The sequence below is a fragment of the Kitasatospora sp. NPDC094019 genome (assembly GCF_044764505.1).
Lineage (GTDB): Bacteria > Actinomycetota > Actinomycetes > Streptomycetales > Streptomycetaceae > Kitasatospora.
The window spans coordinates 764,703-788,965 of record NZ_JBIWIF010000001.1; the positions used below are offsets into that span (position 1 = coordinate 764,703).

The 24,263-nt window shown below is 74.7% G+C and carries 23 protein-coding genes; 16 read left to right on the plus strand and 7 right to left on the minus strand.

What is annotated here, in order from left to right:
* The first annotated feature begins 75 nt into the window (after positions 1 to 75).
* Entirely contained in the window at positions 76 to 840 is a 765-nt protein-coding gene (locus ACIQ9P_RS03430) for a hypothetical protein (protein ID WP_402348911.1), read from the plus strand.
* A 128-nt stretch (positions 841 to 968) separates the two neighbouring features.
* On the opposite strand, the gene ACIQ9P_RS03435 is transcribed toward ACIQ9P_RS03430, so the two are convergent.
* Entirely contained in the window at positions 969 to 2,573 is a 1,605-nt protein-coding gene (locus tag ACIQ9P_RS03435; RefSeq protein ID WP_402348914.1) for an MFS transporter, read from the minus strand.
* Positions 2,574 to 2,787: 214 nt separating this feature from the next.
* Between ACIQ9P_RS03435 and ACIQ9P_RS03440 the strand changes: the two genes are divergently transcribed.
* The 6 genes from ACIQ9P_RS03440 (at position 2,788) to ACIQ9P_RS03465 (ending at position 9,744) form a co-directional block, all read left to right on the plus strand.
* Positions 2,788 to 3,450 carry a TetR family transcriptional regulator gene (locus ACIQ9P_RS03440; protein WP_402348917.1) on the plus strand — a complete coding sequence of 221 codons (663 nt, stop codon included), beginning with the start codon at positions 2,788 to 2,790 and terminating at the stop codon, positions 3,448 to 3,450.
* Positions 3,451 to 3,567: 117 nt separating this feature from the next.
* Complete coding sequence (locus ACIQ9P_RS03445; protein ID WP_402348920.1) at positions 3,568 to 4,932, plus strand: sensor histidine kinase; 1,365 nt, start codon at positions 3,568 to 3,570, stop codon at positions 4,930 to 4,932.
* A 22-nt stretch (positions 4,933 to 4,954) separates the two neighbouring features.
* On the plus strand, positions 4,955 to 5,629 hold the full coding sequence (locus tag ACIQ9P_RS03450) for a response regulator (RefSeq protein WP_402348923.1): 675 nt from the start codon (positions 4,955 to 4,957) through the stop codon (positions 5,627 to 5,629).
* Positions 5,630 to 5,855: 226 nt separating this feature from the next.
* Positions 5,856 to 6,992 carry an alpha/beta hydrolase gene (locus ACIQ9P_RS03455; protein WP_402348926.1) on the plus strand — a complete coding sequence of 379 codons (1,137 nt, stop codon included), beginning with the start codon at positions 5,856 to 5,858 and terminating at the stop codon, positions 6,990 to 6,992.
* 50 nt (positions 6,993 to 7,042) lie between these two features.
* Positions 7,043 to 8,281: an acyltransferase gene (locus ACIQ9P_RS03460; protein WP_402348929.1), complete on the plus strand. Its 1,239-nt coding sequence runs from the start codon at positions 7,043 to 7,045 to the stop codon at positions 8,279 to 8,281.
* A 251-nt stretch (positions 8,282 to 8,532) separates the two neighbouring features.
* Entirely contained in the window at positions 8,533 to 9,744 is a 1,212-nt protein-coding gene (locus ACIQ9P_RS03465) for an alpha/beta hydrolase (RefSeq protein WP_402348932.1), read from the plus strand.
* 64 nt (positions 9,745 to 9,808) lie between these two features.
* Here ACIQ9P_RS03465 and ACIQ9P_RS03470 read toward each other — a convergent pair whose 3' ends face one another.
* The gene (locus ACIQ9P_RS03470; protein WP_402348935.1) at positions 9,809 to 10,801 is read right to left on the minus strand and encodes a helix-turn-helix transcriptional regulator; all 993 of its coding nucleotides are present in this window, start codon (positions 10,799 to 10,801) and stop codon (positions 9,809 to 9,811) included.
* Between the two features lie 113 nt (positions 10,802 to 10,914).
* On the opposite strand from ACIQ9P_RS03470, the gene ACIQ9P_RS03475 reads away from it, so the two are divergent.
* Entirely contained in the window at positions 10,915 to 11,493 is a 579-nt protein-coding gene (locus tag ACIQ9P_RS03475) for a TIGR03086 family metal-binding protein (protein WP_402348938.1), read from the plus strand.
* 31 nt (positions 11,494 to 11,524) lie between these two features.
* Here the strand turns inward: ACIQ9P_RS03475 and ACIQ9P_RS03480 are convergent, their stop codons facing one another.
* On the minus strand, positions 11,525 to 11,974 hold the full coding sequence (locus ACIQ9P_RS03480) for a MerR family transcriptional regulator (protein ID WP_402348941.1): 450 nt from the start codon (positions 11,972 to 11,974) through the stop codon (positions 11,525 to 11,527).
* A 106-nt stretch (positions 11,975 to 12,080) separates the two neighbouring features.
* Here ACIQ9P_RS03480 and ACIQ9P_RS03485 point away from each other — a divergent pair, with 106 nt between their 5' ends.
* Positions 12,081 to 12,914, plus strand: coding sequence for a serine hydrolase domain-containing protein (locus ACIQ9P_RS03485; protein ID WP_402348943.1), 834 nt, complete (start codon positions 12,081 to 12,083; stop codon positions 12,912 to 12,914).
* Between the two features lie 37 nt (positions 12,915 to 12,951).
* Here ACIQ9P_RS03485 and ACIQ9P_RS03490 read toward each other — a convergent pair whose 3' ends face one another.
* Positions 12,952 to 13,728, minus strand: a complete 777-nt coding sequence (locus ACIQ9P_RS03490) for a pirin family protein (RefSeq protein WP_402348946.1) — start codon at positions 13,726 to 13,728, stop codon at positions 12,952 to 12,954.
* 215 nt (positions 13,729 to 13,943) lie between these two features.
* Here ACIQ9P_RS03490 and ACIQ9P_RS03495 point away from each other — a divergent pair, with 215 nt between their 5' ends.
* The 5 genes from ACIQ9P_RS03495 to fabF all read left to right on the plus strand — a co-directional run bounded on the left by ACIQ9P_RS03495 (position 13,944) and on the right by fabF (position 18,954).
* On the plus strand, positions 13,944 to 15,140 hold the full coding sequence (locus tag ACIQ9P_RS03495; protein ID WP_030395837.1) for a CdaR family transcriptional regulator: 1,197 nt from the start codon (positions 13,944 to 13,946) through the stop codon (positions 15,138 to 15,140).
* A 90-nt stretch (positions 15,141 to 15,230) separates the two neighbouring features.
* Positions 15,231 to 16,178 carry an ACP S-malonyltransferase gene (locus ACIQ9P_RS03500; RefSeq protein WP_402348950.1) on the plus strand — a complete coding sequence of 316 codons (948 nt, stop codon included), beginning with the start codon at positions 15,231 to 15,233 and terminating at the stop codon, positions 16,176 to 16,178.
* Positions 16,175 to 17,209 carry a beta-ketoacyl-ACP synthase III gene (locus ACIQ9P_RS03505; protein WP_402348953.1) on the plus strand — a complete coding sequence of 345 codons (1,035 nt, stop codon included), beginning with the start codon at positions 16,175 to 16,177 and terminating at the stop codon, positions 17,207 to 17,209. The genes ACIQ9P_RS03500 and ACIQ9P_RS03505 overlap by 4 nt, the downstream gene beginning before the upstream one ends.
* Positions 17,210 to 17,298: 89 nt before the next feature.
* Positions 17,299 to 17,541, plus strand: coding sequence for an acyl carrier protein (locus ACIQ9P_RS03510; protein ID WP_402348955.1), 243 nt, complete (start codon positions 17,299 to 17,301; stop codon positions 17,539 to 17,541).
* Between the two features lie 144 nt (positions 17,542 to 17,685).
* The gene (fabF, locus tag ACIQ9P_RS03515; RefSeq protein WP_402348958.1) at positions 17,686 to 18,954 is read left to right on the plus strand and encodes a beta-ketoacyl-ACP synthase II; all 1,269 of its coding nucleotides are present in this window, start codon (positions 17,686 to 17,688) and stop codon (positions 18,952 to 18,954) included.
* A gap of 104 nt (positions 18,955 to 19,058) precedes the next feature.
* On the opposite strand, the gene ACIQ9P_RS03520 is transcribed toward fabF, so the two are convergent.
* Positions 19,059 to 19,553: a DUF3145 domain-containing protein gene (locus ACIQ9P_RS03520; protein ID WP_402348961.1), complete on the minus strand. Its 495-nt coding sequence runs from the start codon at positions 19,551 to 19,553 to the stop codon at positions 19,059 to 19,061.
* A 373-nt stretch (positions 19,554 to 19,926) separates the two neighbouring features.
* Complete coding sequence (locus tag ACIQ9P_RS03525) at positions 19,927 to 20,970, minus strand: NADP-dependent oxidoreductase (protein ID WP_402348964.1); 1,044 nt, start codon at positions 20,968 to 20,970, stop codon at positions 19,927 to 19,929.
* Between the two features lie 81 nt (positions 20,971 to 21,051).
* Here ACIQ9P_RS03525 and ACIQ9P_RS03530 point away from each other — a divergent pair, with 81 nt between their 5' ends.
* Both ACIQ9P_RS03530 and ACIQ9P_RS03535 read left to right on the plus strand, forming a co-directional pair.
* Positions 21,052 to 21,525, plus strand: a complete 474-nt coding sequence (locus tag ACIQ9P_RS03530) for a MarR family winged helix-turn-helix transcriptional regulator (RefSeq protein ID WP_402348967.1) — start codon at positions 21,052 to 21,054, stop codon at positions 21,523 to 21,525.
* Positions 21,526 to 21,674: 149 nt separating this feature from the next.
* The gene (locus tag ACIQ9P_RS03535; RefSeq protein ID WP_402348970.1) at positions 21,675 to 23,273 is read left to right on the plus strand and encodes an LCP family protein; all 1,599 of its coding nucleotides are present in this window, start codon (positions 21,675 to 21,677) and stop codon (positions 23,271 to 23,273) included.
* A gap of 81 nt (positions 23,274 to 23,354) precedes the next feature.
* Here ACIQ9P_RS03535 and ACIQ9P_RS03540 read toward each other — a convergent pair whose 3' ends face one another.
* Entirely contained in the window at positions 23,355 to 24,257 is a 903-nt protein-coding gene (locus tag ACIQ9P_RS03540) for a 1-aminocyclopropane-1-carboxylate deaminase/D-cysteine desulfhydrase (protein ID WP_402348973.1), read from the minus strand.
* Positions 24,258 to 24,263 lie beyond the last annotated feature (6 nt).

Genomic DNA, 24,263 nt, shown 5'->3' on the forward strand with positions numbered 1-24,263 from the left:
CCGGCCGCCTCTTAACCTTCCCGAGAGTCACCCTTAAGGTGTCCCGAGGGGGCGTGGGGAGGGGGGCGGGTAATCGTGCGCACACCGAGGTCGGGGGCCTTCCCCCTGGCGGTGCTGGTCGGGGTGACGACCGGCGCCCTGCTGTCCCAGTTGCTGCCCGCTCCGGAGGAGATCGGCGGGCCGTCGGTGGCCCTGCCGGCCGCCTCGGACCGGGCCGTGGTCGAACTGGTGCCGGTGCCGGTGCCACCGGGAACCGTGCCGGGACCGGGGGCCGCCGTGCCCGGGAGTCCGGCCGGTCCCGAGGAGCCCGGGCCGTCCGCCGCGCCGGCCGAACCGTCCGGGCCCGCCGAACCACTCGCGGCCCCGCCCGACACCGCTCCCGGTGCCCCCGCCGTCCCCGGTGACCGGGCCGCTCCCGGCACCTCGTCCGGCCCGGCCCGGCCGTCGGCCCTCGGGCTGGTCGCCGCCGAGGTCCAGGCGGGCACCCCCGGCGCGCCCGCCTCGGCACCGCCGTCGGCGCCCGCGGGCGACCGCTCCGGGTCCACTTCTCCGCCCGTCCCACCGTCCACCCCGTCCGTCCCGTCCACCGCGCCGTCCGCGCCGCCGTCCGCCGGGACCGGCGACGCCGGGGCCGCCGGTCCGGCCCCCGGCCCGACCCGGACCCCGACCGCCCCGCCCACCGGGGGCGGTGGCGGGAGCGGCGGTCACTTCGGTCCCAGCCAGGTGCTGCCCGCACCGAGCCCCTCCGCCACGCTCTCCGAGGAGGAGTACTGGCGCCGGGCCGAGGCGTGCTGGGCCGCCGCCGAGACCGACCCGTCGCTGGACTGCCCCACCTCCTGAGGGCCCACCTCCTGAGGCCCCGCTTCGTGACGCCGCGCCTGCCGGCGCCCCGCCCGGCACACCGGGAACGCGCCGGCCCCGGACCGCGGGAACGGTCCGGGGCCGGGGCCCGGCGGGGCGGAGGTCGGTCAGATGTGGACGGCGGGCCCGGCCTCGGTGGTGCCGCGGCGGGTCAGCAGTCCGAGCACGGCGGCGGCGAAGGCGACCACCGAGGCGACCGCGAAGGCCAGCGACATCCCGCTGACGAAGGAGTCGTGGACGGCGCCGGCCATCGCGTCCACCACCTGCTGCGGGGTACCGGCCGGGGCGGGCGGGGCGATGCCGAGCTGGGCGGCCTGGTTGAGGCCCTCGGCCTGGCCCGGCTCGACCGGGGGCAGGCCCGCTCCGGCCCAGTTGCCCGGCAGGACGTCGGTGACCCTGGCGGCCATCAGCGCGCCCAGCACGGCGGTGCCGAGGCTGCCGCCGACCTGCATCGCCGACTGCTGGAGGCCGCCGGCGACGCCGGACAGCTCCATCGGCGCGTTGCCGACGATGACCTCGGTGGCGCCGACCATGACCGGGCTGATGCCCAGACCCATCAGGACGAACCAGAGCGCCATCACGCCGTTGCCCGAGCCGGAGTCCAGGGTGGACATGCCGAACATCGCGACGGTGGTGATCAGCATGCCGGCCACGATCGGGACGCGCGGGCCGAGCTTGCCGATCGCGATGCCCGCCACCGGCGAGCCGATGATCATCATGCCGGTCATCGGCAGCAGGTGGACGCCCGCCTGGACCGGCGTCATGGCGTGCACGTTCTGCAGGTAGAAGGTCACGAAGAAGATCGCGCCGAAGAACGAGAAGGCCATCAGGGCCATCAGCAGGACGCCCGCCGACAGCGGCACCGAGCGGAACAGGGCGAGCGGGATCAGCGGCTCACGGGCCCTGCCCTGCCAGAGCGCGAAGAGCACCATCAGCACCACCGCGCCACCCAGGAACAGCACCGTCCTGGTGTCGCCCCAGCCCCACTCGGGGGCCTTGATGATGCCGAAGACCAGCGCGAACATCGCCACCGAGAGCAGCACGATGCCGGGGACGTCGAAGGACCTGGCGGCGTTCTCGGCCCGCACGTCCTTGAGGATCCACAGGCCGAGGGCCAGCGCCAGCAGGCCGACCGGGATGTTGATGAAGAACACCGACTCCCAGTTGACGTGCTCGACCAACAGGCCGCCGACGATGGGGCCGGCCGCGGTGGAGGCACCGATCACACCGCCCCAGATGCCGATCGCCATGTTGAGCTTCTCGGCCGGGAAGGCCCCGCGCAGCAGACCGAGCGCGGCCGGCTGGAGCAGCGCGCCGAACAGGCCCTGGAGCACGCGGCAGGCGATCACCGTCTGGATGTTGCCGGCGAAGCCGATCGCGGCCGAGGTGGCGGCGAAGCCGACCGCGCCGACCAGGAAGGTGCTCTTGTGGCCGAACCGGTCGCCGATCTTGCCGGCCGTGATCAGGAAGACGGCGAGGGCCAGCAGGTAGCCGCTGGTCACCCACTGGATCTCGGAGGGCGCGGCGTTCAGGTCGGCCTGGATCACCGGGTTGGCGATGGCGACGATCGTGCCGTCCAGGGCGACCATCATCACGCCGACGGCGACGGTGAGCAGGGTCAGCCAGGGGTGTCCCTGGAGGCTCCTCCCACCCGGTGAAGTGCCGGACGGCGGTGTGTCCGCCGTGGCGCTCTTGGTGAGGGACTGACTCATCTGGGCCCTCCGGGGCTGACAGCGGACGGACATGGTCGTGGCGCCCCGGCCCACCCGTCCCCACGAGTACCCGGCCCGACGGGCGCCACTCCGGCAGATTATGTCAGCAGCTGACATTCGGCAAACACTGCCTTCTGCCACCGTCTGCCATTTGTCAGAGGGCTACAGTAGCCTCCGGAACACCAGCCCCATCACCCTCCGGAAGGCGCCCGCCATGGCCGCTCAGCCCGCTCCTCCCGCCGCCCCGGAGCCCGGGCTGCGCGCGCGGAAGAAGCAGCGCACCCGGGACGCCCTCATCGAGGCCGCGCACCGGCTCTTCCTCGGGCAGGGGTTCGCCAGCACCACCGTCGACGAGATCGCCGCCGCGGTCGACGTCTCGCAGCGCACCTTCTTCCGCTACTTCGCCAACAAGGACGAGGTCGCCCTCGCCGTCCTCGCCGAGGCCGAGGACCACTTCATCGAGCTGCTGCGGGCCCGCCCCGCCGAGGAGAGCCCGCTGACGGCGCTGCGGGCCGCGATCGTCGGCTCCTGGCGCGAGCGCGGCTCGGCCCACCCCACCGGTCCCTGCTCGGTGGACGCCGCGCTGGAGCTCATCCGGATGATCGAGGACACCCCCACCCTGCTCGCCGCCCACCTGCGCCGGGTCGCCGAGCAGGAGCGGGTGGTGATCCGGGTGCTCGCCGAGCGCGAGGGCCTCGACCCGGCCCGGGACCTGCGGCCCGCCGTCCTCGCGGCCGCCTTCGGCGCCGTGCTGCGCGCCGCCCACCTGTCCTGGACCCCCGACCAGGAGGACCACGGGCCGGAGGGCATGGTCGCGCTGATCGACCGCCATCTGGACCAGCTCGGCCCGGCCCTGGTCGGCGACTGGCGCTCCTGAGCCGGACGGCGGAGCCCCTGCTCGCGAGCCGACCGGCCGCCCCCCTACCGGGGTACTACCCCGGACCCAGCACCTCGGAGTGACGCCCGCCGCCCCGGCCCGCCCTAGGCTGACCGGATGATCAAGCCGTCCACCGGGCCCGCCCCGGCCGGTCCGGTGCGCGCGCTGCTCGCCCCGCTGACCCGCCCCGCCGCGGACCACACCCCGCTGCTGGGCCACGCCTCCCGCCGCTGGGTCCGCCGCCTCCCCTACCTCGCCGCCGCGGCCGCGATCGCCTCGCTGCTGCCCAGCGGGATCCACGTGCTCAGCCAGGACTACGGGATCTCCGGCGGCCTGGCCGCCGGCCTCATGGTCGCCCAGACCGTGCCGCTGCTGCTGGCCGTCACCCGGCCGCTGCCCGCCTGGTGGATGATCGGCGGCGCCGGCCTGCTGACCGCGCTGGCCGTCCTCACCGACGGCACCGGCCCCACCAGTCCCTGGCCCTGGCCGCCGCCCCTCCTGGTCGGCTACCTCCTCCTGATGCTGCCGCTGTCCCTGCGCGAGCCCCGGCGGACCCTGGTCGCGGTCTGGCTGACGACCGCGGCGGCCGGCCTGGCACTGTCCCTGCTGGGCCTGACCGACCGGTTCGGCGTCGACAACAACCTGCTCGCCACCGCCCTGACCGGCGCCGTCCTGGTACTCGGCGGGGCGCTGCGCGAACGCGCCGAGGCCGCCCGCCGGCTCACCGAGCAGGAGCACATCAGCGAGGCCGAGCGCGAGCGGCGCACCCTGCTGGAGGAGCGGGCCCGGATCGCCCGCGAGCTGCACGACGTGGTCGCCCACCACATGTCGGTGATCGCCGTGCAGGCGGCCAGCGCGCCGTACCGGATCGCCGGGGTCCCGGACGAGGCGGCGGAGGAGTTCACCGCGATCGCCGGTACGGCCCGGGAGTCGCTGACCGAGATGCGGCGGCTGCTCGGCGTGCTGCGCAGCGAGGACTCGGGCGCCGAGACGGCGCCCCAGCCGGGGATCGGCCAGTTGGCCCAGCTCGTCGACACGGTGCGCCGGGCCGGCGTGGCGGCCGAACTCGACCTCGACCCGGGACTCACGGACGACGCGCTGCCGCCGGCCGTCGGTCTCTCCGTCCACCGGATCGTCCAGGAGGCGCTGGCCAACGTGGTCCGGCACGCACCGGGCGCCAGGGCCTGGGTCTCGCTGACCGTCGCCGAGGGATCCCTGCTGGTCACCGTGGTCAACGCGGCTCCGCCGGAGCACACCGGGTCGCTGGAGGGTTCGGCCGAGGGCACCGGCCACGGGCTGGTCGGCATGCGGGAACGGGTCCGGCTGCTGGGCGGGCGGCTGGACACCGGCCCGCTGGCGGACGGCGGCTTCCGGGTGGCCGCCGTCCTGCCCGTCCCGGGTCTGACGGATACTCGGTCGCAGGAGAGCCGGCCGAGCGGCACCGCGTCCCCCGATCCGGACGGGACGCCGGCCGGGCCGTAGAACGCCCCGGGGAGTGCACCGTATGACCATCCGCGTGATCATCGTCGACGACCAGGCGATGGTGCGGGCCGGGTTCGCCGCCCTGCTGGGCGCGCAGAGCGACATCGACGTGGTGGGGGACGCGGCCGACGGCGCCCAGGCCCTGGAGGTGAGCGGCCGCACCCACCCGGACGTCGTGCTGATGGACGTCCGGATGCCGGTCATGGACGGCCTGGAGGCCGCCCGGCGGCTGCTCGACCCGGCCGTGCCCGGCGCCCACCGCCCCAAGGTGCTGATGCTCACCACCTTCGACGTCGACGACTACGTCTACGAGGCGCTGCGGGCCGGCGCCAGCGGCTTCCTGCTCAAGGACGCGCCGCCGGCCGACCTCATCGCCGCCGTCCGGGTGGTGGCGGCCGGGGAGGCGCTGCTCGCGCCCTCGGTGACCCGCCGGCTGATCGAGGACTTCGCCCGCACCCGGCCGGCCCGGCGCCGCGACCCCAGGCTTCGGCTCAACGGACTGACACCGCGTGAGACCGAGGTGCTGGAGCTGATCGCCCGGGGCCTGTCCAACCAGGAGATCGCCGCCGGACTGGTCCTCGCCGAGCAGACCGTGAAGACCCACATCGGCCGGATCCTGGCCAAGCTGGACCTGCGCGACCGTGCCCAGGCGGTGGTGCTCGCCTACGAGTCCGGCCTGGTGACCCCGGGGCAGTGACCCCCGGACCGTGACACCGGGGCCACGTCCGGACCGTGACGTCCGGACCGTGACACCGGGGCCATGACGCCCTCCCCCGGCCCCCGGTGGGGTTCTCCCCCGGGGGAAAACCTCCTGATACCCGGGTAGCACCCGGGAGTTGGCCCCGCGGTGTGACGTCCGCGGGGCCAACTCGTTCCTACCGTCCCCTCCTGTCGAAGCCGAAACGGCCCGGGAGGGAACGGACATGGGGAAGCAGCGAATCCGGCGCGCGCTGGCCGCGGCCACGCTGGCACTGGTCGCGGTACTGGGAGCGGGCGGCTGGGTCGCCGGCGGCGAGCGGGCGGTGACCGGGCCGCCGCCCGGCAGCGCCGAGTGGGTCGCCGACACCGCCCTCGGCCTGCCGCTGCCCGACCCGGCAACCGCCCGCCCGGCCGAGGTGGCCGCCTTCTTCGCCCGGCTGCCACCGGTCGCCCGGGAGGCCCTGGCCGTCCGCCACCCGCTGGTGGTCGGCAACCTGGACGGCGCGCCGGTCGAACTCCGGCAGCGGGCCAACACCCGGGCGATCACCGCCGAACGCGACCGCGCCCTGGCCCGGGCCGACGACCCGGCGCTCACCCCGCAGGACCGCACCGCCGCCCGGGAGCGCGCGGAACGCTGCCGCACCCTGCTCGACGACGCGGCGCCCGGCGGCCCGCGCCGGTTCCTGGCCTTCGACCCGCGCGGCCGGGGCCTGGTCGCCGAGGTGTTCGGCGACCTCGCCACCGCCGACCGGATCGCGGTGGTCGTCCCGGGGTCCGACATCGACCTGCGCACCTTCGACCGCTCCGGCGACCCCTACGGCACCCCGGTCGGGATGGCCCGCGCCCTGTCCGGGGCGACCGGCGGACGGACCGCGGTGATCGCCTGGGCCGGCTACACCACCCCGCTCGGCCTGGGCCCGGACGCCGCCACCGAGCAGCTGGCCCGGGCCGGCGCCGGGAGGCTGGACCGACTGCTGGACGGACTCGCCGCCGGAACCCGCCCGGACGCCGCGCCCACGGTGTTCTGCCACAGCTACGGATCGGTGGTCTGCGGGCTGGCCCGGCCGGGCCCGGACCGGGCCTCCGGGGTGGTGGTGCTCGGCTCGCCCGGCCTCGGCGTCGACTCGGCCGCCGACCTCGACCCGCGCGTCCCGCTCTGGGCCACCGCCCGCAACGACTCCGACTGGATCGGCCGGGTTCCCTTCGTCCGGCTGCTCGGCCTCGGCCACGGAGCCGACCCCACCGATCCGGCCTTCGGCGCCCGTCCGCTGCCCTCCACCGGCTCGCACGGCCACACCGGCTACTTCGCCCCGGGCACGGCCTCGCTGGCCGCCTTCGCCGACCTCGCCCTCGGCCGCTGACCCCTCCCCGCCCGACCGCCGCGCCGCACCCCGCGAACGGAGACCCCGTCATGCCCAGCCCCCTGCTCGCCCCCCTGCACCGCGCCGCCCGCCAGGTCGACGCCCGCACCCCCGCGAGCCGCGACCGCGCGCTCGACGGCCTGCGCGCCCTCGCCCTGCTCGCCGTCCCGGTCGGCCACTGGCTGCTCGGCGGCTTCACCCGCTCCGCCGACGGCGCCCTGCACAACGCCAGCCCGCTCTCCTCGCCCGCGCTCGGCTTCTTCGCCCCGGCCAGCTGGGGACTGCAACTGCTCGGGGTGTTCTTCCTGGTCGGCGGCTACTCCGCGGTCCGCTCGCTGGAACGGGCCCGGGCCCGCGGCACCGGCCCGGGCGGCTGGCTGCGCGGCCGGACGGTCCGGCTGCTGCGCCCGGTGCTCGGGGTGGCCGCCGTCTGGGCCCTGCTGATCCCGCTGCTGCCGCGCCTCGGGGTACCCGCCGACACCGTCCGGACCGGTTCGACCCTGGTGGTGCAGCCGCTCTGGTACATCGCGGTCTACCTCGGGCTGACCGCGCTCACCCCGCTCTGCGCGGCCGCCGCCCGGCGCCTGGGCGGCTGGTCCGCCGGCCTGCCGCTGGCCGCGGTCGCCGCGGTCGACCTGCTGCGGTACGGGCCGTGGGCGGAGGCGGTGCCGTCCTGGGTCGGGCTGCTGAACATCCTGCCGGGCTGGCTGTTCGGCTACCAGCTGGGCGTGCTCTGGGCCGGGGGCCGGCTGGGCCGCCCGGCGGCGCGGCTGCTGCTGGCCGGGGGCGCGGCGCTGTTCGCGGCACTGCTGCTGGTGTTCCACTACCCGGCGTCGATGGTCGGGGTCCCCGGGGCCGCCCGGACCAACTCGCACCCGCCGTCCCTGCTGGTCCTGGCGCTGGCCTCGGTCCAGTGCGGCGCGGCGGTGCTGCTGCGCGACCGGCTCGGCCGGCTGCTGACCCGCCGTCCGCTGCTGTGGCTGCCGGTGGTGGCGGTCAACCTCTCCGCGATGACGATCTTCTGCTGGCACCAGAGCGCGATGCTCGCCGTCGCGGTGCCGGGCGCGGCCGCCTTCGGCGCGGTGCCCGGGCTGACGGTGGCGCCCGACTCGCTCGGCTGGGTGGCGCTGCGGCTGGCCCTGCTGCCGCTGTTCGGCGCGGCACTGATCGGGATCGGCTGGTTCACCCGCCGGTTCGACGGCCCGTGGACGGCGCTCTCCCGGCCGGCCAAGGCGGTCGCCGGCGCGGCGGCGGCGTTCTTCGCCGCGTACGCGCTCGGCGTGGTCTGAGCGCGGGGACCGGGCCCGCGGGAGCGCGGCGGCCGCGGACCGGCCGGGGGGACGAACCGGTCCACAGCCGCCGATTTCCGCGCGAACGACCGAAACCCCTCCGGGTCACCCGGTGTTCATGTGATCCATCCCACAGTTTAAGGCGGTCCGGGCGCCGCTCCGGACCCCTAGGCTTGCGCTGAAAGTTGGCAGTCGTACCACCCTCGGGCCCCGTCCGGGATCGGTGACGGGACTCTCTGGGAGCTGAGACGATGCGCCGTCGACGGTGGAAGCACGTCCTGATCGGCGCCTTCGCGGGCGCCGCCGTCCTCGCCGACGCCGGTGCGGCTGCCGCCCAGGCCGCCGCCGCCACCGAGCAGTTGGCCATCTCCACCCCGCCGGCCGGCAGCGCCGCCTGGGTCGAGGACCACTCCTACGGGCTCGACCTGCCCGACCCGGCCACCACCGCGCCGGCCGCCGCGGCCGAGTTCTTCGACCGGCTCTCCCCGGCCGAGACCGATCGGCTGGTCGCGGCCTACCCGCTGGTCGTCGGCAACTACGACGGCGCGCCGCTCGCCCTGCGCTACCGGGCCAACCGGGTGGCCCTGGCCGCCGAGCGCGACCACGCCCGGGCCCTCGCCGCCGACCCGCAGCTCGACCGGGACCAGCGCGCGCTGGCCGTCTCCCGCGCCAACGACGTGCAGAGCCTGCTCGCCCCCGGCCGGCAGATCCTCGCCTTCGACCCGCGCGGCCGGGGCCTGCTGACCGAGGTCTGGGGCGACCTCGGGGCCGCCGACCGGATCGCCGTGCTCGTCCCCGGCTCGGACGCCGACCTCGGCCATTTCGACCAGGCCGTGGAACCGCTCCGCTCCCCCGCCGGGATGGCCCGCGCGCTGTACGAGGAGGAGCACCGGCAGGTCCCGGGCTCCCGCACCGCCGTCGTCGCCTGGACCGGCTACGTCACCCCCTCCGGCCTCGGCCCGGACGCGGTCACCTCCCGGCTCGCCGACGTCGGCGCGCCCCGGCTGCGCCGCCTGCTCGCCGGGCTGAAGGAGACCACCCGCCCGCAGGCGCCGCCCGCGCTGTTCTGCCACTCCTACGGGTCGGTGGTCTGCGGCACGGCCGCGCCGGACATCCCCCGGGCGGCCGCCTCCCCGGCGGACACCAGCGGGATCACCGACCTGGTGGTCTTCGGCTCCCCCGGCATGGGCGTCGAGAGCCGCTCCGAACTGGGCGGCGGGGTACGGGTCTGGGCGACCCGCAACGAGACCGACTGGATCGGCAACGTGCCCTACCTGGAGGTCGGCGGGCTCGGCCACGGCGCCGACCCGACCTCGGTGGACTTCGGCTCCGAGCGGCTCTCCTCGGCCCGGTCCGCCGGCCACAACGGCTACTTCGCGACCGGCACCGACAGCCTGTACAACTTCGCCGCCGTCGCCCTCGGCAGGGACCAGGACGTGCTCCGTCCGACCCCCGAAGCCTGAGCCGGGGCCCGCGTCGGAGCCCGAGCCGGGCCCGCGTCGGAGCGGCAACGGGGTCGGAGCGAGGTCAGAGCGGGTCGGGCCGGCGCGCCTCCTGGTACAGCCGGACGGCGTCGGCCGCGGTACGGACCATCTCCCGGCGGGCGGCCGGCGGGTGGAGCACCTCGGCGTCCGCGCCGAACGCCAGCAGCGCCCGCACCGCCGGCAACGACTGGAAGCCGAGCGCGAGCTCGACCCACTCCTCGGGCGCGCCGCCCCCGGTCTCCGGCGGCGGCGCGGTGAGCCGGCTGCCGTGGATCCGGACGAACATGTCCAGCCGCCCGCGCCGCACCCGGACCCGTACCGTCAACTCCTTCGGCAGCCGCTCCACCTGCTCGCGCAGCACCGTCCAGACGTCGCCGAGCCCCACCCCCGGCCGTCGGCGCACCGGCTCCTCGGCGGTCTCCGCGAACAGCACCCGGTCGGCCCGGAACAACCGCGGCTCACCGCGCAGATCGGCCACCAGGTACCAGACGGCGGCCTTGCTGACCAGGCCGTACGGGTCCACCGTGTACTCCGCCGGGGCGGGCGAGCCGCTGTGCCGGTAGCGCAGCCGCAGGCGCCGGTCGGCGAACACCGCGTACTGGAGCTCGCCCAGGTCGGGCCCGGGCGCGGCACCCGCCTGCAACCAGCGCGCCGGGTCGACCAGGATCCGCTCGCTGATCCGCTCGGCGCCGGGCCGGTGCGGGGCGGGCAGCGCGGCCATCACCTTGCGCAGCGCCGAGCCCAGCGCGCCGTCCAGCCCGAGGTCGCTGTGCGCCCCCTGGGCGGACAGCACGAACAGGGCCCGCGCCTCGTCGGCGGTCAGGCCGCTGACATCGGTGCGGTAGCCGGGGAGCAGACTGATGCCGCCGTGCCGGCCGCGTTCGGTGTAGACGGGCACCCCGGCCGTGGAGAGCGCCTCTACGTCGCGGTAGATGGTGCGGACCGACACCTCCAGCCGTTCGGCCAGTTCGGTGGCGGGCACCCGGCCGCGGGTCTGGAGCAGCAGCAGGATCGAGAGCAGGCGGTCGGCCTTCATGCTCCGAGGGTCCCAGAAATCATGACGGCGCTTGTCAGGTTTTACCGGGAGATTGCCTCCGTACCGCGAAACCTTTCGCGAAACCCTCCGCACCGATGGAGTCGAACGTTCCCATGGACACCACCCAGGACCCGCGCCCGCTGTACCTGCTCGCCCTCGGCCAGTTGGAGAAGCTGATCGCCGAGGCCGCCCCGGAGACCCTCGACCGTCCCACCCCGTGCACCGAGTACGACCTGCGGACGCTGCTCGGCCACGTGGTCGGCGGCATCCACCGGCTCGCCTACATGGGCGAGGGCGGCCACTGCGAGGACGTTCCGGCCACGACCGGCGAACTCCCCGACGACGGCTGGCCGGCCGCCCTCGACCGGGCCCGGGCCCGGGTGACCGCCGCCTGGGCCGAGGACGCCAAGCTCGACCGCCCGACCTTCGCGCCCTGGGGCGAGGTACCCGGACGGGCCGCGGTCGGCGGCTACGTCCTGGAGACCGCCACCCACGCCTGGGACATCGCCCGCGCCCTCGGCACCGCCCTCCCGCTGGACGAGCGGCTGGCCGAAACCGCGCTGGGGGTCGCCCGGGCCGTGCTGCCGGCCGAACCGCGCGGCGGCGCCGTGCCGTTCGGCCCGGTCCGGCCCGCGCCGGCCGACGCCGACGCGTACACCCGGCTCGCCGCGTACCTCGGCCGGGAGGTCTGACGGCCCGGCCCGACGGCTCCGGGCCTCACGGCTACAGGCACGCGACCCGGCCGTCGTACAGCTCGATCTTGTGGTCGAGCACGGCCAGCGTCGCGTGCAGATCCGCGATCCGCTGCCGCACCTCCTCCCGGTGGGCGAGCAGCAGATCGCGCCGGTCGGCGGAGGTCCGGTCGCCCTCACGGGCCAGCTCCACGTACCGCAGCATGTCCGCCACCGGCATCCCGGTCAGCCGGAGCCGGCCGAGGAAGGCCAGCCGGTGCAGGTCCCCGTCGCTGTACCGGCGTTGGCCCGAGGCCGAGCGGTCGACCGGGTCGAGCAGGCCGATCCGCTCGTACCAGCGCAGGGTGTGCGCGGTCAGCCCGCTGGCCGCCGACACCTCGCCGATGGTGTGCCTCGGCGTCCGGTCCGGCGCGCCGAGCGGCTCCCGGAACACCTCGCCACAGGTACGCGGTCCGGCCTCGATCGCCGTGAGTACGGTCATGTCGGTCCCCCGGGTGCTGAACGTGCCGGCGCCACCGGCGTCGTGGAGTGCGGTCGGCCCAAGCCTGCCATCCCGGTGGGGCCGCCGCTTTGGTTAGAGTCGGCCCATGGAGAGCTTGCGCAGGATCGAGACCTGGTCGGTACCGCACGCGGCGGCGGCCGTCGTCCGGGGCGCGGACGGCGCGCTGCTGGGTGCGCACGGGCCGCAGGAGCACCTGTTCCCGCTGGCGTCGGTGACCAAGCTGCTCACCTCCTACGCCGTGCTGGTCGCGGTCGAGGAGGGCGTCTTCGAGCTGGACGACCCGGCCGGGCCCGAGGGCTCGACCGTCCGGCACCTGCTGGCGCACACCTCGGGCCTGGCCTTCGACGAGCACCGGGTGATGGCCGAGCCCGGCAACCGCCGGCTCTACTCCAACGCCGGATTCGACGTGCTGGCCCGGACCCTGGAGCAGGCCGCGGGCATCGAGTTCGGCCGGTACGTCGCCGAGGCCGTGTTCCAGCCGCTCGGCATGCACGCCACCCTGATCAACACCGCGCACCGCACCCCCGCCGGGGCCGGCGGCCTGTCGACCGTCGCCGACCTGGTCCGGTTCGCCGCCGAACTGCAGTCGCCCAAGCTGCTCGACCCGGGCACCCTGCGCGCGGCGACCCGCGAGGTGGCCTTCCCGGGCACCGGCGGCGTCCTGCCCGGCTTCGGCCACCGCCGGCCGAACGACTGGGGCCTCGGCTTCGAGATCCGCGACGGCAAGGCCCCGCACTGGACCGGCACCACCAACTCCCCGGCGACCTTCGGCCACTTCGGCCAGTCCGGCACCTTCCTGTGGGTGGACCCGGAGGCCGGGGTCGCCTGTGTCGCGCTCACCGACCTCGACTTCGGCCCGTGGGCCGCCGAGGTCTGGCCGGTGCTCTCCGACGCCGTCCTCGCCGAACTCCGGGGCTGACGGCGGCGGCGACGGCCGTACCGCGCCCGCGGCGCCGTCAGCCGTACGAGACCGGCGAGTGCATCTCCCACAGGAGCAGTTCCGCACCGGTCCCGCCGGCCGTCGGCGCCGCGAAGGCGTCCCCGGTGATCCGCACGCTGTCACCCGGCACCATCGAACGGCCCCCGCCCTGCGGCCCCGGCACCGTCCGGTAGCCGAGCGAGCCCGTCGTCAGGTGCGCGTAGCGGTAGGCGGCGGGCGGCAGCGCCGGCAGCGGTTGCCACGGCCCGGCGGTCACCAGCCACAGCGCGGCGTCCCCGCGCCGCAGCCGCAGCGCCTCGGTGCCGGCGTCCCGCGCCATCCCGGAGGCGAGCAGCGTCAACCCGTCGGCCGCCCGCTCCACCCCGCGCAGCCCGTACACCGGCGGCGCGTCGAGGACGTCCGGCTGGAGCCACATCTGGACGAAACGGACCGGGCCGTCCGCGCCGCCGACGTTGCGCTCGGTGTGGCCGACCCCGGAGCCCGCGCCCAGGTGCTGGACCATGCCGGGCCGCACCACGCCGCCGTGCCCGTACGAGTCCCGGTGGGCGAGCGCGCCCTCCAGCACCCAGGTGAGGATCTCGGTGTCCCGGTGCTTGTGCTCGTCGTACCCGGCGCCGGGGGCGAGCCGCTCCTCGTTGCAGGCGAGCAGGGCCCCGAAGTGCGTGTTCTTCGGGTCGTAGTGCCCCGAGAAGGAGAACGCGTGCCGGGTCTCGACGCCCTCGGCGGGGGTCGAGACATAACGCTCGGCGGTACGGCGGAGGTCGGCCCGGGGGCGGGCTGGGGCATCGGTCACGGGCCCACCGTAGTGCCGCCTCCGGCGGGTGTGACCGCCACCACCCCGCCCGTCGACCGGGGCCTGTGCACGAGCAGTCACTCCGGTGAGGCAGTCTTGTCCCTGTGCCAGCCGCTTCCGCGAACTCCAAGAGCGATCCGACCGCCCCCGACAGGAACGGGAAGAGCCCGACGTCCGGTGCCGGGAGAGACCGGCCCGGGCGGGCGGCACCGCGCCTGACCGCGCAGGAGCGCCGGCTCGCCGCCGACCGCGCCGAGCGCCGGGCCGCGACCCTCAAGCGGCTGGAGAAGTCCTCCGGCAAGCTCGCCTCCGCCGCGATCGCCCGGATGGACGACCAGCTCGGCTGGTACCGGCGGATGCCGCCGGAGCACCGGTCCTGGATCGGCCTGGTCGCCCAGGCCGGCATCGCCGCCTTCACCGAGTGGTACCGCAAGCCGGACGCCCCGCAGGCGATCTCCACCGATGTCTTCGGCACCGCGCCGCGCGAGCTGACCCGGGCGATCACCCTGCGCCAGACGGTCGAGCTGATCCGCACCACCATCGAGGTGATGGAGGAGGCGATCGAGGAGGTCGCCGCCCCCGGCGACGAGGCCGACATGCGCGAGTCGGTGCTGGTCTACGCCCGGGAGATCGCCTTCGCCACCGCCCAGGTGTACGCCCAGGCCGCCGAGGCCCGGGGGGCCTGGGACGCCCGGCTGGAGGCCCTGGTGGTCAACTCGCTGCTCTCCGGCGACGCCGACGAAGGCGTGCTGTCCCGCGCCGCCGCGCTCGGCTGGGGCCAGCCCAGTCAGGTCCGGGTGGTGATGGGCTCCGCCCCGGACGGCGACAGCGAGCTGGTGGTGGAGGCGATCCGCCGGGCCGCCCGGTACGCCAAGCTGCACGTGCTGACCGGGGTGCTGGGCAAGCGCCTGGTGGTCGTGGTGGGCGGCGACAAGGAGCCGGTGCACGCGGCCCGGGCGCTGATCGGCCAGTTCGCGGCCGGTCCGGTGGTGGTCGGCCCGACCGTGCCCGACCTGCTCTCGGCGACCCGCTCGGCGCACGCCGCCGCGGCCGGCCTGCGGGCCTGCGCGGCCTGGCCGGACGCCCCCCGGCCGGTGCTGGCGGACGATCTGCTGCCGGAACGCGCCCTCGCGGGCGATCAGGCGGCCCGGCGCCAGCTGGTGGAGGAGATCTACACACCGCTGGACGAGGCCGGTTCGGCACTCCTGGAGACCTTGAGTGTCTACCTGGAGCAGGCTTCCTCGCTGGAGGGCGCCGCCCGGATGCTCTTCGTCCACCCCAACACGGTGCGCTACCGGCTCCGACGTGTGACCGACGTCACTGGCTACGCTCCCTCCGACGTGCGTTCGGCCTTCACCCTGCGTATCGCACTGGCGCTGGGGCGGCTCACCGCCACCGGAGAGTCAAGCTGACCACGCTGTAGGGACCTTACAATCCCGGATGCTTTTCTTCGTTACCGTCGCCTACCCGCCCCCGGGCGCCTGGCGAGAGAGGGTTGAACCGTGCTCGTAATCGTCGCCCCTGGACAGGGTGCCCAGACCCCCGGTTTCCTCAGCCCCTGGCTGGAGCTCGACGGCGTCGCCGACCGCCTGCGCGGTTGGTCGGAGGTCGCCGGGCTCGACCTCGTGCGCGCGGGCACCGAGGCGGACGCCGAGGAGATCAAGGACACCGCCGTCGCGCAGCCACTGCTGGTCGCCGCCGGCCTGGTGACCGCCCGCGCGCTCTTCCCGGACGAGAACGCCGCCCGCGGGCTGGTCGGCGCCGTCGCCGGCCACAGCGTCGGCGAGATCACCGCCGCCGCCGGCGCCGGGGTGCTGAGCGCCCACGACGCCCTCACCTTCGTGCGCGAGCGCAGCCTGGCCATGGCCGAGGCGGCCGCGGCCACCGAGACCGGCATGGTCGCCCTGCTCGGCGGCGACGCCGAGGAGGTCGCCGCCAAGCTGGCCGAGCACGGCCTGACCGCGGCCAACAACAACGGCGGCGGCCAGATCGTCGCGGCCGGCACCCTGCCGCAGCTGGACGCGCTGCGCGAGGACCCGCCGGCCGGCTCCCGGCTGGTCGCGCTGAAGGTGGCCGGCGCCTTCCACACCTCCCACATGGCCCCCGGCGTCGAGCGGCTGGCCAAGCTGGCCCCGACGCTGACGGTCGCCGACCCCGAGGTGGCCTACATCTCCAACCAGGACGGCCAGGTGGTCGCCTCCGGTGCCGAGGTGCTGGGCCGGCTGGTGTCGCAGGTGTCCAACCCCGTCCGCTGGGACCTCTGCATGGAGACCCTCCAGCGGCTGGGCGCGACCGCCGTCATCGAGCTCGCCCCGGCGGGCACCCTCACCGGACTGGTCAAGCGCAACCTCAAGGGTGTGGCGACGCTTGCCCTCAAGACCCCCGCCGACCTGGACAAGGCACGCGCCCTGGTCGCGGAGCACGGCGGTCAGGAGCAGGAGCAGGCATGAGCAACACCCCCCAGATCCGCCCCGTCACCGGTGCGCGGTACTCGCGCATCCACGGGGTGGGCGGCTACCGGCCGGTCCGGGTGATCCCGAACGCCGAGGTGTTGACCTGGATCGAGTCCTCGGACGAGTGGATCCGCACCCGTAGCGGGATCGCCGAGCGCCGCTGGGCCGGGCCGGAGGAGTCCGTCGCCGAGATGTCGGTGCAGGCCGCCGGCAAGGCGATCGCCCAGGCCGGGATCGACCCGGCGCGGATCGGCGGCGTGATCGTCGCGACCGTCTCGCACCTCAAGCAGACCCCGGCCGTCGCCACCGAGATCGCCGAACGGCTCGGTTGCGGCACCGCCCCGGCCTTCGACATCTCGGCCGCCTGCGCCGGCTTCGGCTACGGCCTGGGCCTGGCCGACGGCATGGTGCGCGGCGGCAGCGCCGAGTACGTGCTGGTGATCGGTGTGGAGCGGCTCAGCGACCTGACCGACACCTCGGACCGCTCGACCGCGTTCATCTTCGGCGACGGCGCCGGCGCCGCGATCGTCGGCCCGTCCGACACTCCCGGCATCGGCAAGGTCGTCTGGGGCTCGGACGGCTCGCAGAAGGACGTCATCTCGCAGACCGAGGCATGGGACACCGCCTTCGCCAAGGACGGCGCCATCAACGGCGCCGGCGAGGAGACCCGGTGGCCGGCGCTGCGGATGGAGGGCCAGACGGTCTTCCGCTGGGCGGTCTGGGAGATGGCGAAGGTGGCCCAGCAGGCGCTGGACGCCGCCGGGATCACCGCCGACCAGCTCGGAGCGTTCATCCCGCACCAGGCCAACATGCGGATCACCGACGCCATGATCAAGGCCCTCAAGCTGCCCGAGTCGGTGCCGGTCGCCCGCGACATCGCGGAGACCGGGAACACCTCGGCGGCGTCCATCCCGCTCGCGATGGAGCGCATGCTGGAGAGCGGCGAGGCCCGCAGCGGGGATCTCGCCCTGATCATCGGGTTCGGGGCGGGTCTCGTGTACGCCGCGGCGGTCGTTACGCTCCCCTAGGCACTTTCCGCCCGATCCACCCGGATCCACCACAAACCTGCGTCCGTCCGCCGGGCGGCCGCATTCAACACCGAAGAGGAGCAGCCAGTATGGCTACCAAGGACGAGGTTCTGGAAGGTCTCGCCGAGATCGTCAACGAGATCGCCGGCATCCCGACCGAGGACGTCGCGCTCGACAAGTCCTTCACCGACGACCTGGACGTCGACTCGCTGTCCATGGTCGAGGTCGTCGTGGCCGCCGAGGAGCGCTTCGACGTCAAGATCCCGGACGACGAGGTCAAGAACCTGAAGACCGTCGGCGACGCGGTGAACTACATCCTCACCAACGCCTGAGCCGTCGACTCCGTCGATGCCTGAGATCGGCCGGCCCCACCCGGGTCGGCCGACCCGCCGGCCGGGACGCCCACCGGGCGCCCGGCCGGGCCCACATTCGGCCCGCCGCCGACCCCCCGCACGAACGTGAGAGAAGAAGATCCAGTGACCGTTGAAAACCGTACCGTGGTCGTCACGGGTATCGGCGCCTTCACGCCGCTGGGCGGCGACGCCGCCACCACCTGGGAGAACCTGCTCGCCGGGCGCTCCGGGGTGGCTGTCCTGACCGAGGAGTGGGCCGCCGAGCTGCCCGTCCGGATCGCCGCGCGCACCGCCGTCGAGCCGGGCGAGATCCTCCCCCGACCGCTGGCCCGCAAGCTGGACCGCTCGGCCCAGTTCGCGCTGATCGCCGCCCGCGAGGCGTGGGCCGACGCCGGTTACGAGACCCCGGCCACCGACGAGTCCTCCAAGCTGGCCCCGGAGCGCCTGGGCGCCGTGATCGCCTCCGGCATCGGCGGTGTCACCACCCTGCTCGACCAGTACGACGTACTGAAGGAGAAGGGCGCCCGCAAGGTCTCCCCGCACACGGTCCCGATGCTGATGCCCAACTCCCCGGCGGCCAACGTCGGCCTGGAGGTCGGCGCCCGCGCGGGTGTGCACACCCCCGTCTCCGCCTGTGCCTCCGGTGCCGAGGCGATCGGCTACGCGATCGAGATGATCCGCACCGGCCGCGCCGACGTCGTGGTGGCCGGCGGTACCGAGGCCGCGATCCACCCGCTGCCGATCGCCGCGTTCGCCAACATGATGGCGATGTCCAAGAACAACGACGACCCCCAGCGCGCCTCCCGCCCGTACGACAAGGGCCGGGACGGCTTCGTGCTCGGCGAGGGCGCCGGCGTGGTCGTGCTGGAGTCCGTGGAGCACGCCGAGGCCCGCGGCGCCCGCATCTACTGCGAGGCGGTGGGCCAGGGCCTGTCCTCGGACGCCCACCACATCGCCCAGCCCGAGCCGACCGGTGCCGGCGTGGCCCGCGCGCTGGCCGACCTGTTCGACCGCAACCAGCTCGACAAGGCCGAGATCGTGCACGTCAACGCGCACGCCACCTCGACCCCGCAGGGTGACACCGCCGAGCTGAAGGCGCTCCGCAAGGAGCTGGGCGAGGAGCTCGACCACATCGCCATCTCGGCGACCAAGTCGATGACCGGCCACCTGCTGGGCGGCGCCGGCGGCATCGAGACCGTCGCCACCGTGCTGGCGCTGTACCACCGCGTCGCCCCGCCGACCATCAACGTCGACGAGCTGGACGACGACGTGGACGCGGACATCGTCCGCGGCGAGGCCCGTCCGCTGCCCGAGGGCGGCCGGATCGCGGCGCTGAACAACTCGTTCGGCTTCGGCGGTCACAACGTGGTGCTGGCCTTCCGCACCCACTGACCCGGCGGTTCCGCGACTCCGGACCCGCGTCCGGACCGTGTCCGACGAGGAGGGGCCGGCACTCACCGCGGTGAGTGCCGGCCCCTCCTCGTCGTGCCGCGGGGTCAGACCACCTGGTGCAGCCAGCGCACCGGGGCGCCCTCGCCCGCGTAGCGGAAGGGCTCCAGCTCGTCGTCCCAGGGCTTGCCGAGCAGCATGGCGATCTCGGCCTCCAGGTCCGCCCCGTCGCTGCGGGCGCGCAGCAGGACGGCGCGCAGGCGGTCCTCGGGGATGAGGATGTCACCGTGGATGCCGGTGACGGCGTGGAAGATGCCGAGCGAGGGCGTGCTGCTGTAGCGCTCGCCCTCGGCCGTGGCACAGGGCTCGCTGGTGACCTCGTACCGCATCAGCTGCCAGCCGCGCAGGGCGGAGGCGAGCTTCGAGGCCGTGCCGGGCTCGCCCTGCCAGGAGAGCTCGGCGCGCCAGTGTCCGGGCGCGGCCGGCTGGCGGATCCAGTCCAGGCTCACCCGCACTCCGAGCACCCCCGCGACGGCCCACTCGACGTGCGGGCACAGCGCGCGGGGCGCGGAGTGGACGTACAGGACTCCACGTGTCGTCACCGGGACCTCCAGGCTGTGGACGAGGGTCGCCTTCCCCAGCTGCCTCGCGTTCGTGCCCGTAGTTGATCCACAGTTACCCACGTTAGCCGACATTAAGCCACTAAATTGAGCAAAACGGACAGGCTTTCGCTCAATGCTAGTCGAATCCGCAACGAGGTCCACCCCCCGGTGGGATCTCTCCCCCGAACGGCCCCATCGCCAGGCGGGACCACCGTACCGCGCCTCCCCGCAGCGGTGCTGACGCACTTTCGGATCCGGCCGGAATGCGGTAGTGCGGCCGGATCCCCTCCGCCGGGTACGCAAACCGCCTCGCACCGGCGGTGGCCGGTGCGAGGCGGGAGCGGGAGCGGGATCGGGCTGACCCGACGGGGCGTCAGCCCTTCAGCCGGACCACCATCTTGCCGGTGTTGGCACCGCGCAGCATGTCCAGGAACGCCTCGGCGGTGTTCTCGAAGCCGTCCACCACGGTCTCCTCGGAGCGCAGCTTCCCCTCCCGGAGCCAGCCGCCCACCTCGGCGACGAACTGCGGGCGGAGCCCGTCGTGGTCGCCGACCAGGACGCCCTCCAGCCGCAGCCGCTTGCCGATGACCTGCATCAGGTTGCGCGGCCCGGGGGCGGCGTCGGTGTCGTTGTAGTGGGCGATCGCACCGCACAGCACGGCCCGGCCGTGCACGCCCAGGGCGCTGATCGCGGCCTCCAGGTGCTCCCCGCCGACGTTGTCGAAGTAGAGGTCGATGCCCTCCGGGGCGACCTTGGCGAGCTGCTCGCCGACCGGGCCGTCCTTGTAGTTGAAGGCGGCGTCGAAGCCGAACTCCCCGGTCAGCCGGTCGACCTTCGCCGCCGAGCCGGCCGAGCCGACCACCAGCGAGGCGCCCTTGAGCTTGGCGATCTGGCCGACGAGCGACCCGACCGCGCCGGCCGCGCCGGAGACGAAGACCCGGTCGCCCTCCTTGAGGGCACCGACCGCGAGCAGGCCCGCGTAGGCGGTCAGACCGGGCATGCCGAGCACGCCGAGGTAGGCGGAGAGCGGGACGCCGTCGATCACCGGCACCTTGACCGCGTGCTGGGCGGGCAGGGTGGCGTACTCGCGCCAGCCGAGCCCGTGCAGCACCGCGTCGCCCGGGGCGAAGCCCTCGGCGGCCGAGGCCACGACGTAGCCGACCGCTCCGCCGTCCATCGCCGCGCCGAGCTTGAACGGCGGGATGTAGGACTTGGCATCGTTCATCCGGCCGCGCATGTAGGGATCGACCGACAGGTCCGTGTTGCGGACCAGGATCTCGCCCGGGCCCGGGGTCCGGACCGGCGCCTCGACCAGGGCGAAGTCGGTCGGGACGGGCCAGCCCTCGGGGCGGGCGGCGAGGTGCCACTCACGGGCGGTGGCGGGCGCTTCCGGAGCGGCGGTCGGCTCGGCGGCCATAATGATCTCCCCACATAAAAGGTTGAGTCGGTGAAGTAACAATGGGCATGAAAGGTTCATGTTGTCAACTGTTCAGGTAGCATGGGAACCATGGACACCCAGCCGACCCGGGCCACCGCACCGCAGACCGACGAGATCACCCGCGAGGTCGTCGATCTCATGGCCAACCTGGTCGCGCTCTTCCACCGCGAGTACGAGGAGGCCGCCGCCGCCCGCTCGCTCACCGGAGCGCAGGCCAAGGTCCTCGCGCTGCTGCGGCGCGGCCCGATGCCCATGCGCCAGATCGCCCAGACGCTCAGCTGCGAGCCCTCCAACATCACCGGCATCGTCGACCGGCTGGAGACCCGCGGCTTCGTCACCCGCCAGCCCGACCTCCAGGACCGCCGGGTCAAGCTGGTCGCCGCCACCGAGACCGGGGCGGGCGCCTCCGAGGAGCTCCGCGAGTCGCTGAACTTCGCCCGCGAGCCGCTCGCCGCGCTCGACTCCGAGGAGCGGAGCCAGTTGCGCGACCTGCTCCGCCGGATGCTCACCGGCGCCACCGGCCCCGGCGCGTGAGGAGCATCACAGCTCCGGCCCCGGATTTGTCCGCCGACCGGAGGTAACCGAACACTCCCCCGAAACGTCTAACGTTCGAAGACGAGGCACCCGCCCGCCGACCGGCGGCCGGGTGGGATCCCAGAACGGAAAACGGGGGGACGGGAAGGATGAGCGTCAGCTCGCGCCGTCGGCGTGTCATACGGACCGTCATAGGACTCGCGGCCGTCCTGGTGCTGTCCGTGGCCGGAGCCGGAGCCTGGTTCTACCACCGGCTGGACACCAACATCAGCACCTTCGACGCCGGCGGCGTCGCCACCGAGCGCCCGCCCGCACCGGTACCCACCGCACCCGGGGCCTCGGTCCCGGTCAACGTCCTGCTGCTCGGCTCGGACACCCGCAACGACGGCAACGCCGACCTCGGCGGCGGCGACGAGGGGGTGGGCCACTCGGACACCGCGATCCTGCTGCACGTCTACGCCGACCGGAAGCACGCCGTCGGCGTCTCCATACCCCGCGACACCCTGGTCACCGTCCCGTCCTGCCGGCTGCCCAGCGGCGACTGGACGAAGCCCCGCACCAACCAGATGTTCAACGAGGCGTTCACCGTCGGCGAGTCCCCCAAGGGGAACCCGGCCTGCACCCAGAACACCGTCGAGGCGCTCACCGGACTGCGGATCGACCACACCATCGTGGTCGACTTCAAGGGCGTCGCCGCGATGACCGACGCCATCAACGGCGTGGACGTCTGCGTCCCCAACGACGTCAACTCGCACAACATCAAGCTCCGCAAGGGCCTGCAGAAGATCGCCGGCCAGCCGGCCGTCGACTACCTCCGCGCCCGCTACGGCTTCGGCGACAACTCCGACATCGGCCGGATGAAGCGCCAGCAGGCGTTCCTCTCCTCGATGATCCGCAAGATCCAGTCCCAGGGCTTCTCGCTGCCGACCCTGCTCCCGCTCGCCGACGCCGCCACCCGCTCGCTGACCGTCGACGAGGGCCTCGGCACCGCGATGAAGCTGGTCGACTTCGCCCAGTCGCTGCAGCAGATCAAGCTGGCCGACATCACCTTCGTCACCGCCCCCTGGCGGTTCTCGGTCGTCCAGAAGGGCCGGGTCGACCTGGTCCACCCCGACGTCGACACCCTGTGGCGGCTGATCCGCGAGGACCGCACCCTGGACGGCCAGAGCACCGGCCTGCTCACGGACGGCGAGAGCGGCGGCCCCTCCCCCGCCGCCACCGACGCCACCGCGACCCCCGCGCCGGCCGCCACCCCGCTGAGCCCGGAGCAGCTCGCCACCGCCGTCACCGTGGTGAACGGCGTCGGCACCGACGGACTCGCCGGCCAGGGCTCCGCGGCGATCCGCGCACAGGGCTTCACCAACGTCTCGCTGGGCGCCACCACCGGCGGCCGGCTGCGCACCGAGATCGCCTACGACCCGCCGTTCAAGGCCGTCGCCGACCAGCTCGCCACGCTCTTCCCGGGTGCCCGGACGACCGAGGAGCCGGGCTCCGAGGGCGTCACGGTCACCCTCGGCCGCGACTACCGGCCGGTGCCCGCCTCCACCGGACCGGTCGCCCGGCCCGTGCCCGGCGGCAAGGCCGCCGCTGTGGAGGCCGCCGCCGGTACCGCCCCCGGAGCCCCCTCCGCGGCCCCGACCGGGCCGCCGGCCGCCACCGGACCGCTGCCCAGCGGCGTCCCCAGCGCCATCGCCGAGAACAGCCGCAGCGCCGACACCGACCCCTGCGCCAACCTCACCTTCGGCTGAGGCCCGGCCTGCCCCTTCCTGCCCGGCCCTTCCGTGCCCGGCCCTTCGCGCCCCGGTCGACCTGGCCGGGCCGGCCGGGCCTCACGGCCCGACCGGGTCGGGCAGGCCGGTGACCACGGCCGTCAGCCGGGTGCCGGGCGGGAAGGCGCCGGCCCCGGCCAGGTCGTGCACGGCGGCCAGCAGCTTGGCCACGTAGCGGCGCTCCAGCGCGATCCCGTGCCGCCGCTCGAAGCCGGCCGCGAACTCCTCCAGCGCGGCCGGCACCCGGCCGTACCCACCGCCGTGGTGCCCGTGGTCGATCCGCCAGCCGCCGAACTCCCGCCCGTACGCCTCCCGGTGCAGCCGGGTCACCTCGCCCTCCAGGTACCCCTCGCCGCCGCGCAGCACCGCCACGCCCAGCGCCCGCGCTCCCGGCGGCAGCCCGGCGACGATCCCGGCCAGCGTGCCGCCGGTGCCGACCGGGCAGCAGACCACGTCGCGCTCGCCCAGGTCGTCCAGCTCCGCCACGATCGCCGCCGCGCCGGTGACCGCGAGGCCGTTGGAACCGCCCTCCGGCAGCACCAGGCCGGGGCCCCAGCGCCACCCCGCCCCCTCCCCGGCCCGGCCGGCGGCCTCCCGGTACTCGGCCCGGGTCAGGAACACCAGCTCCATCCCGGCCGCCTCCGCGGCCCGCAGCGACCAGTTGCGCGGGCGCCCGGCCAGCTCCTCGCCGCGGACCAGCCCGACGCTCTCCAGCCCGAGCGCCGCGGCCGCCAGCGCGACCGCCCGCAGATGGGTGGAGTACGCCCCGCCGAAGGTCAGCAGCCGGGTGTGGCCGGCCTCGACGGCGGCCGCGAGGTTCGGCGCGAGCTTGCGCCACTTGTTTCCCGGTACCAGCGGGTGCACCAGGTCGTCCCGCTTGAGCCTCAGCTCCACCCCGGCCCGGGCGAGCGCCTCGTCGGTGCAGTCCGCCAGCGGGGTCGGCAGCAGCGCGGATTCGAGCATCCGGCC

Coding starts and splice junctions, on each gene's coding strand:
- ACIQ9P_RS03435 (WP_402348914.1), bottom strand. CDS start 2,573: ATGAGTCAGTCCCTCACCAAGAGCGCCACGGCGGACACACCGCCGTCC.
- ACIQ9P_RS03440 (WP_402348917.1), top strand. CDS start 2,788: ATGGCCGCTCAGCCCGCTCCTCCCGCCGCCCCGGAGCCCGGGCTGCGC.
- ACIQ9P_RS03445 (WP_402348920.1), top strand. CDS start 3,568: ATGATCAAGCCGTCCACCGGGCCCGCCCCGGCCGGTCCGGTGCGCGCG.
- ACIQ9P_RS03450 (WP_402348923.1), top strand. CDS start 4,955: ATGACCATCCGCGTGATCATCGTCGACGACCAGGCGATGGTGCGGGCC.
- ACIQ9P_RS03455 (WP_402348926.1), top strand. CDS start 5,856: ATGGGGAAGCAGCGAATCCGGCGCGCGCTGGCCGCGGCCACGCTGGCA.
- ACIQ9P_RS03460 (WP_402348929.1), top strand. CDS start 7,043: ATGCCCAGCCCCCTGCTCGCCCCCCTGCACCGCGCCGCCCGCCAGGTC.
- ACIQ9P_RS03465 (WP_402348932.1), top strand. CDS start 8,533: ATGCGCCGTCGACGGTGGAAGCACGTCCTGATCGGCGCCTTCGCGGGC.
- ACIQ9P_RS03470 (WP_402348935.1), bottom strand. CDS start 10,801: ATGAAGGCCGACCGCCTGCTCTCGATCCTGCTGCTGCTCCAGACCCGC.
- ACIQ9P_RS03475 (WP_402348938.1), top strand. CDS start 10,915: ATGGACACCACCCAGGACCCGCGCCCGCTGTACCTGCTCGCCCTCGGC.
- ACIQ9P_RS03480 (WP_402348941.1), bottom strand. CDS start 11,974: ATGACCGTACTCACGGCGATCGAGGCCGGACCGCGTACCTGTGGCGAG.
- ACIQ9P_RS03485 (WP_402348943.1), top strand. CDS start 12,081: ATGGAGAGCTTGCGCAGGATCGAGACCTGGTCGGTACCGCACGCGGCG.
- ACIQ9P_RS03505 (WP_402348953.1), top strand. CDS start 16,175: ATGAGCAACACCCCCCAGATCCGCCCCGTCACCGGTGCGCGGTACTCG.
- ACIQ9P_RS03510 (WP_402348955.1), top strand. CDS start 17,299: ATGGCTACCAAGGACGAGGTTCTGGAAGGTCTCGCCGAGATCGTCAAC.
- ACIQ9P_RS03525 (WP_402348964.1), bottom strand. CDS start 20,970: ATGGCCGCCGAGCCGACCGCCGCTCCGGAAGCGCCCGCCACCGCCCGT.
- ACIQ9P_RS03530 (WP_402348967.1), top strand. CDS start 21,052: ATGGGAACCATGGACACCCAGCCGACCCGGGCCACCGCACCGCAGACC.
- ACIQ9P_RS03535 (WP_402348970.1), top strand. CDS start 21,675: ATGAGCGTCAGCTCGCGCCGTCGGCGTGTCATACGGACCGTCATAGGA.
- ACIQ9P_RS03540 (WP_402348973.1), bottom strand. CDS start 24,257: ATGCTCGAATCCGCGCTGCTGCCGACCCCGCTGGCGGACTGCACCGAC.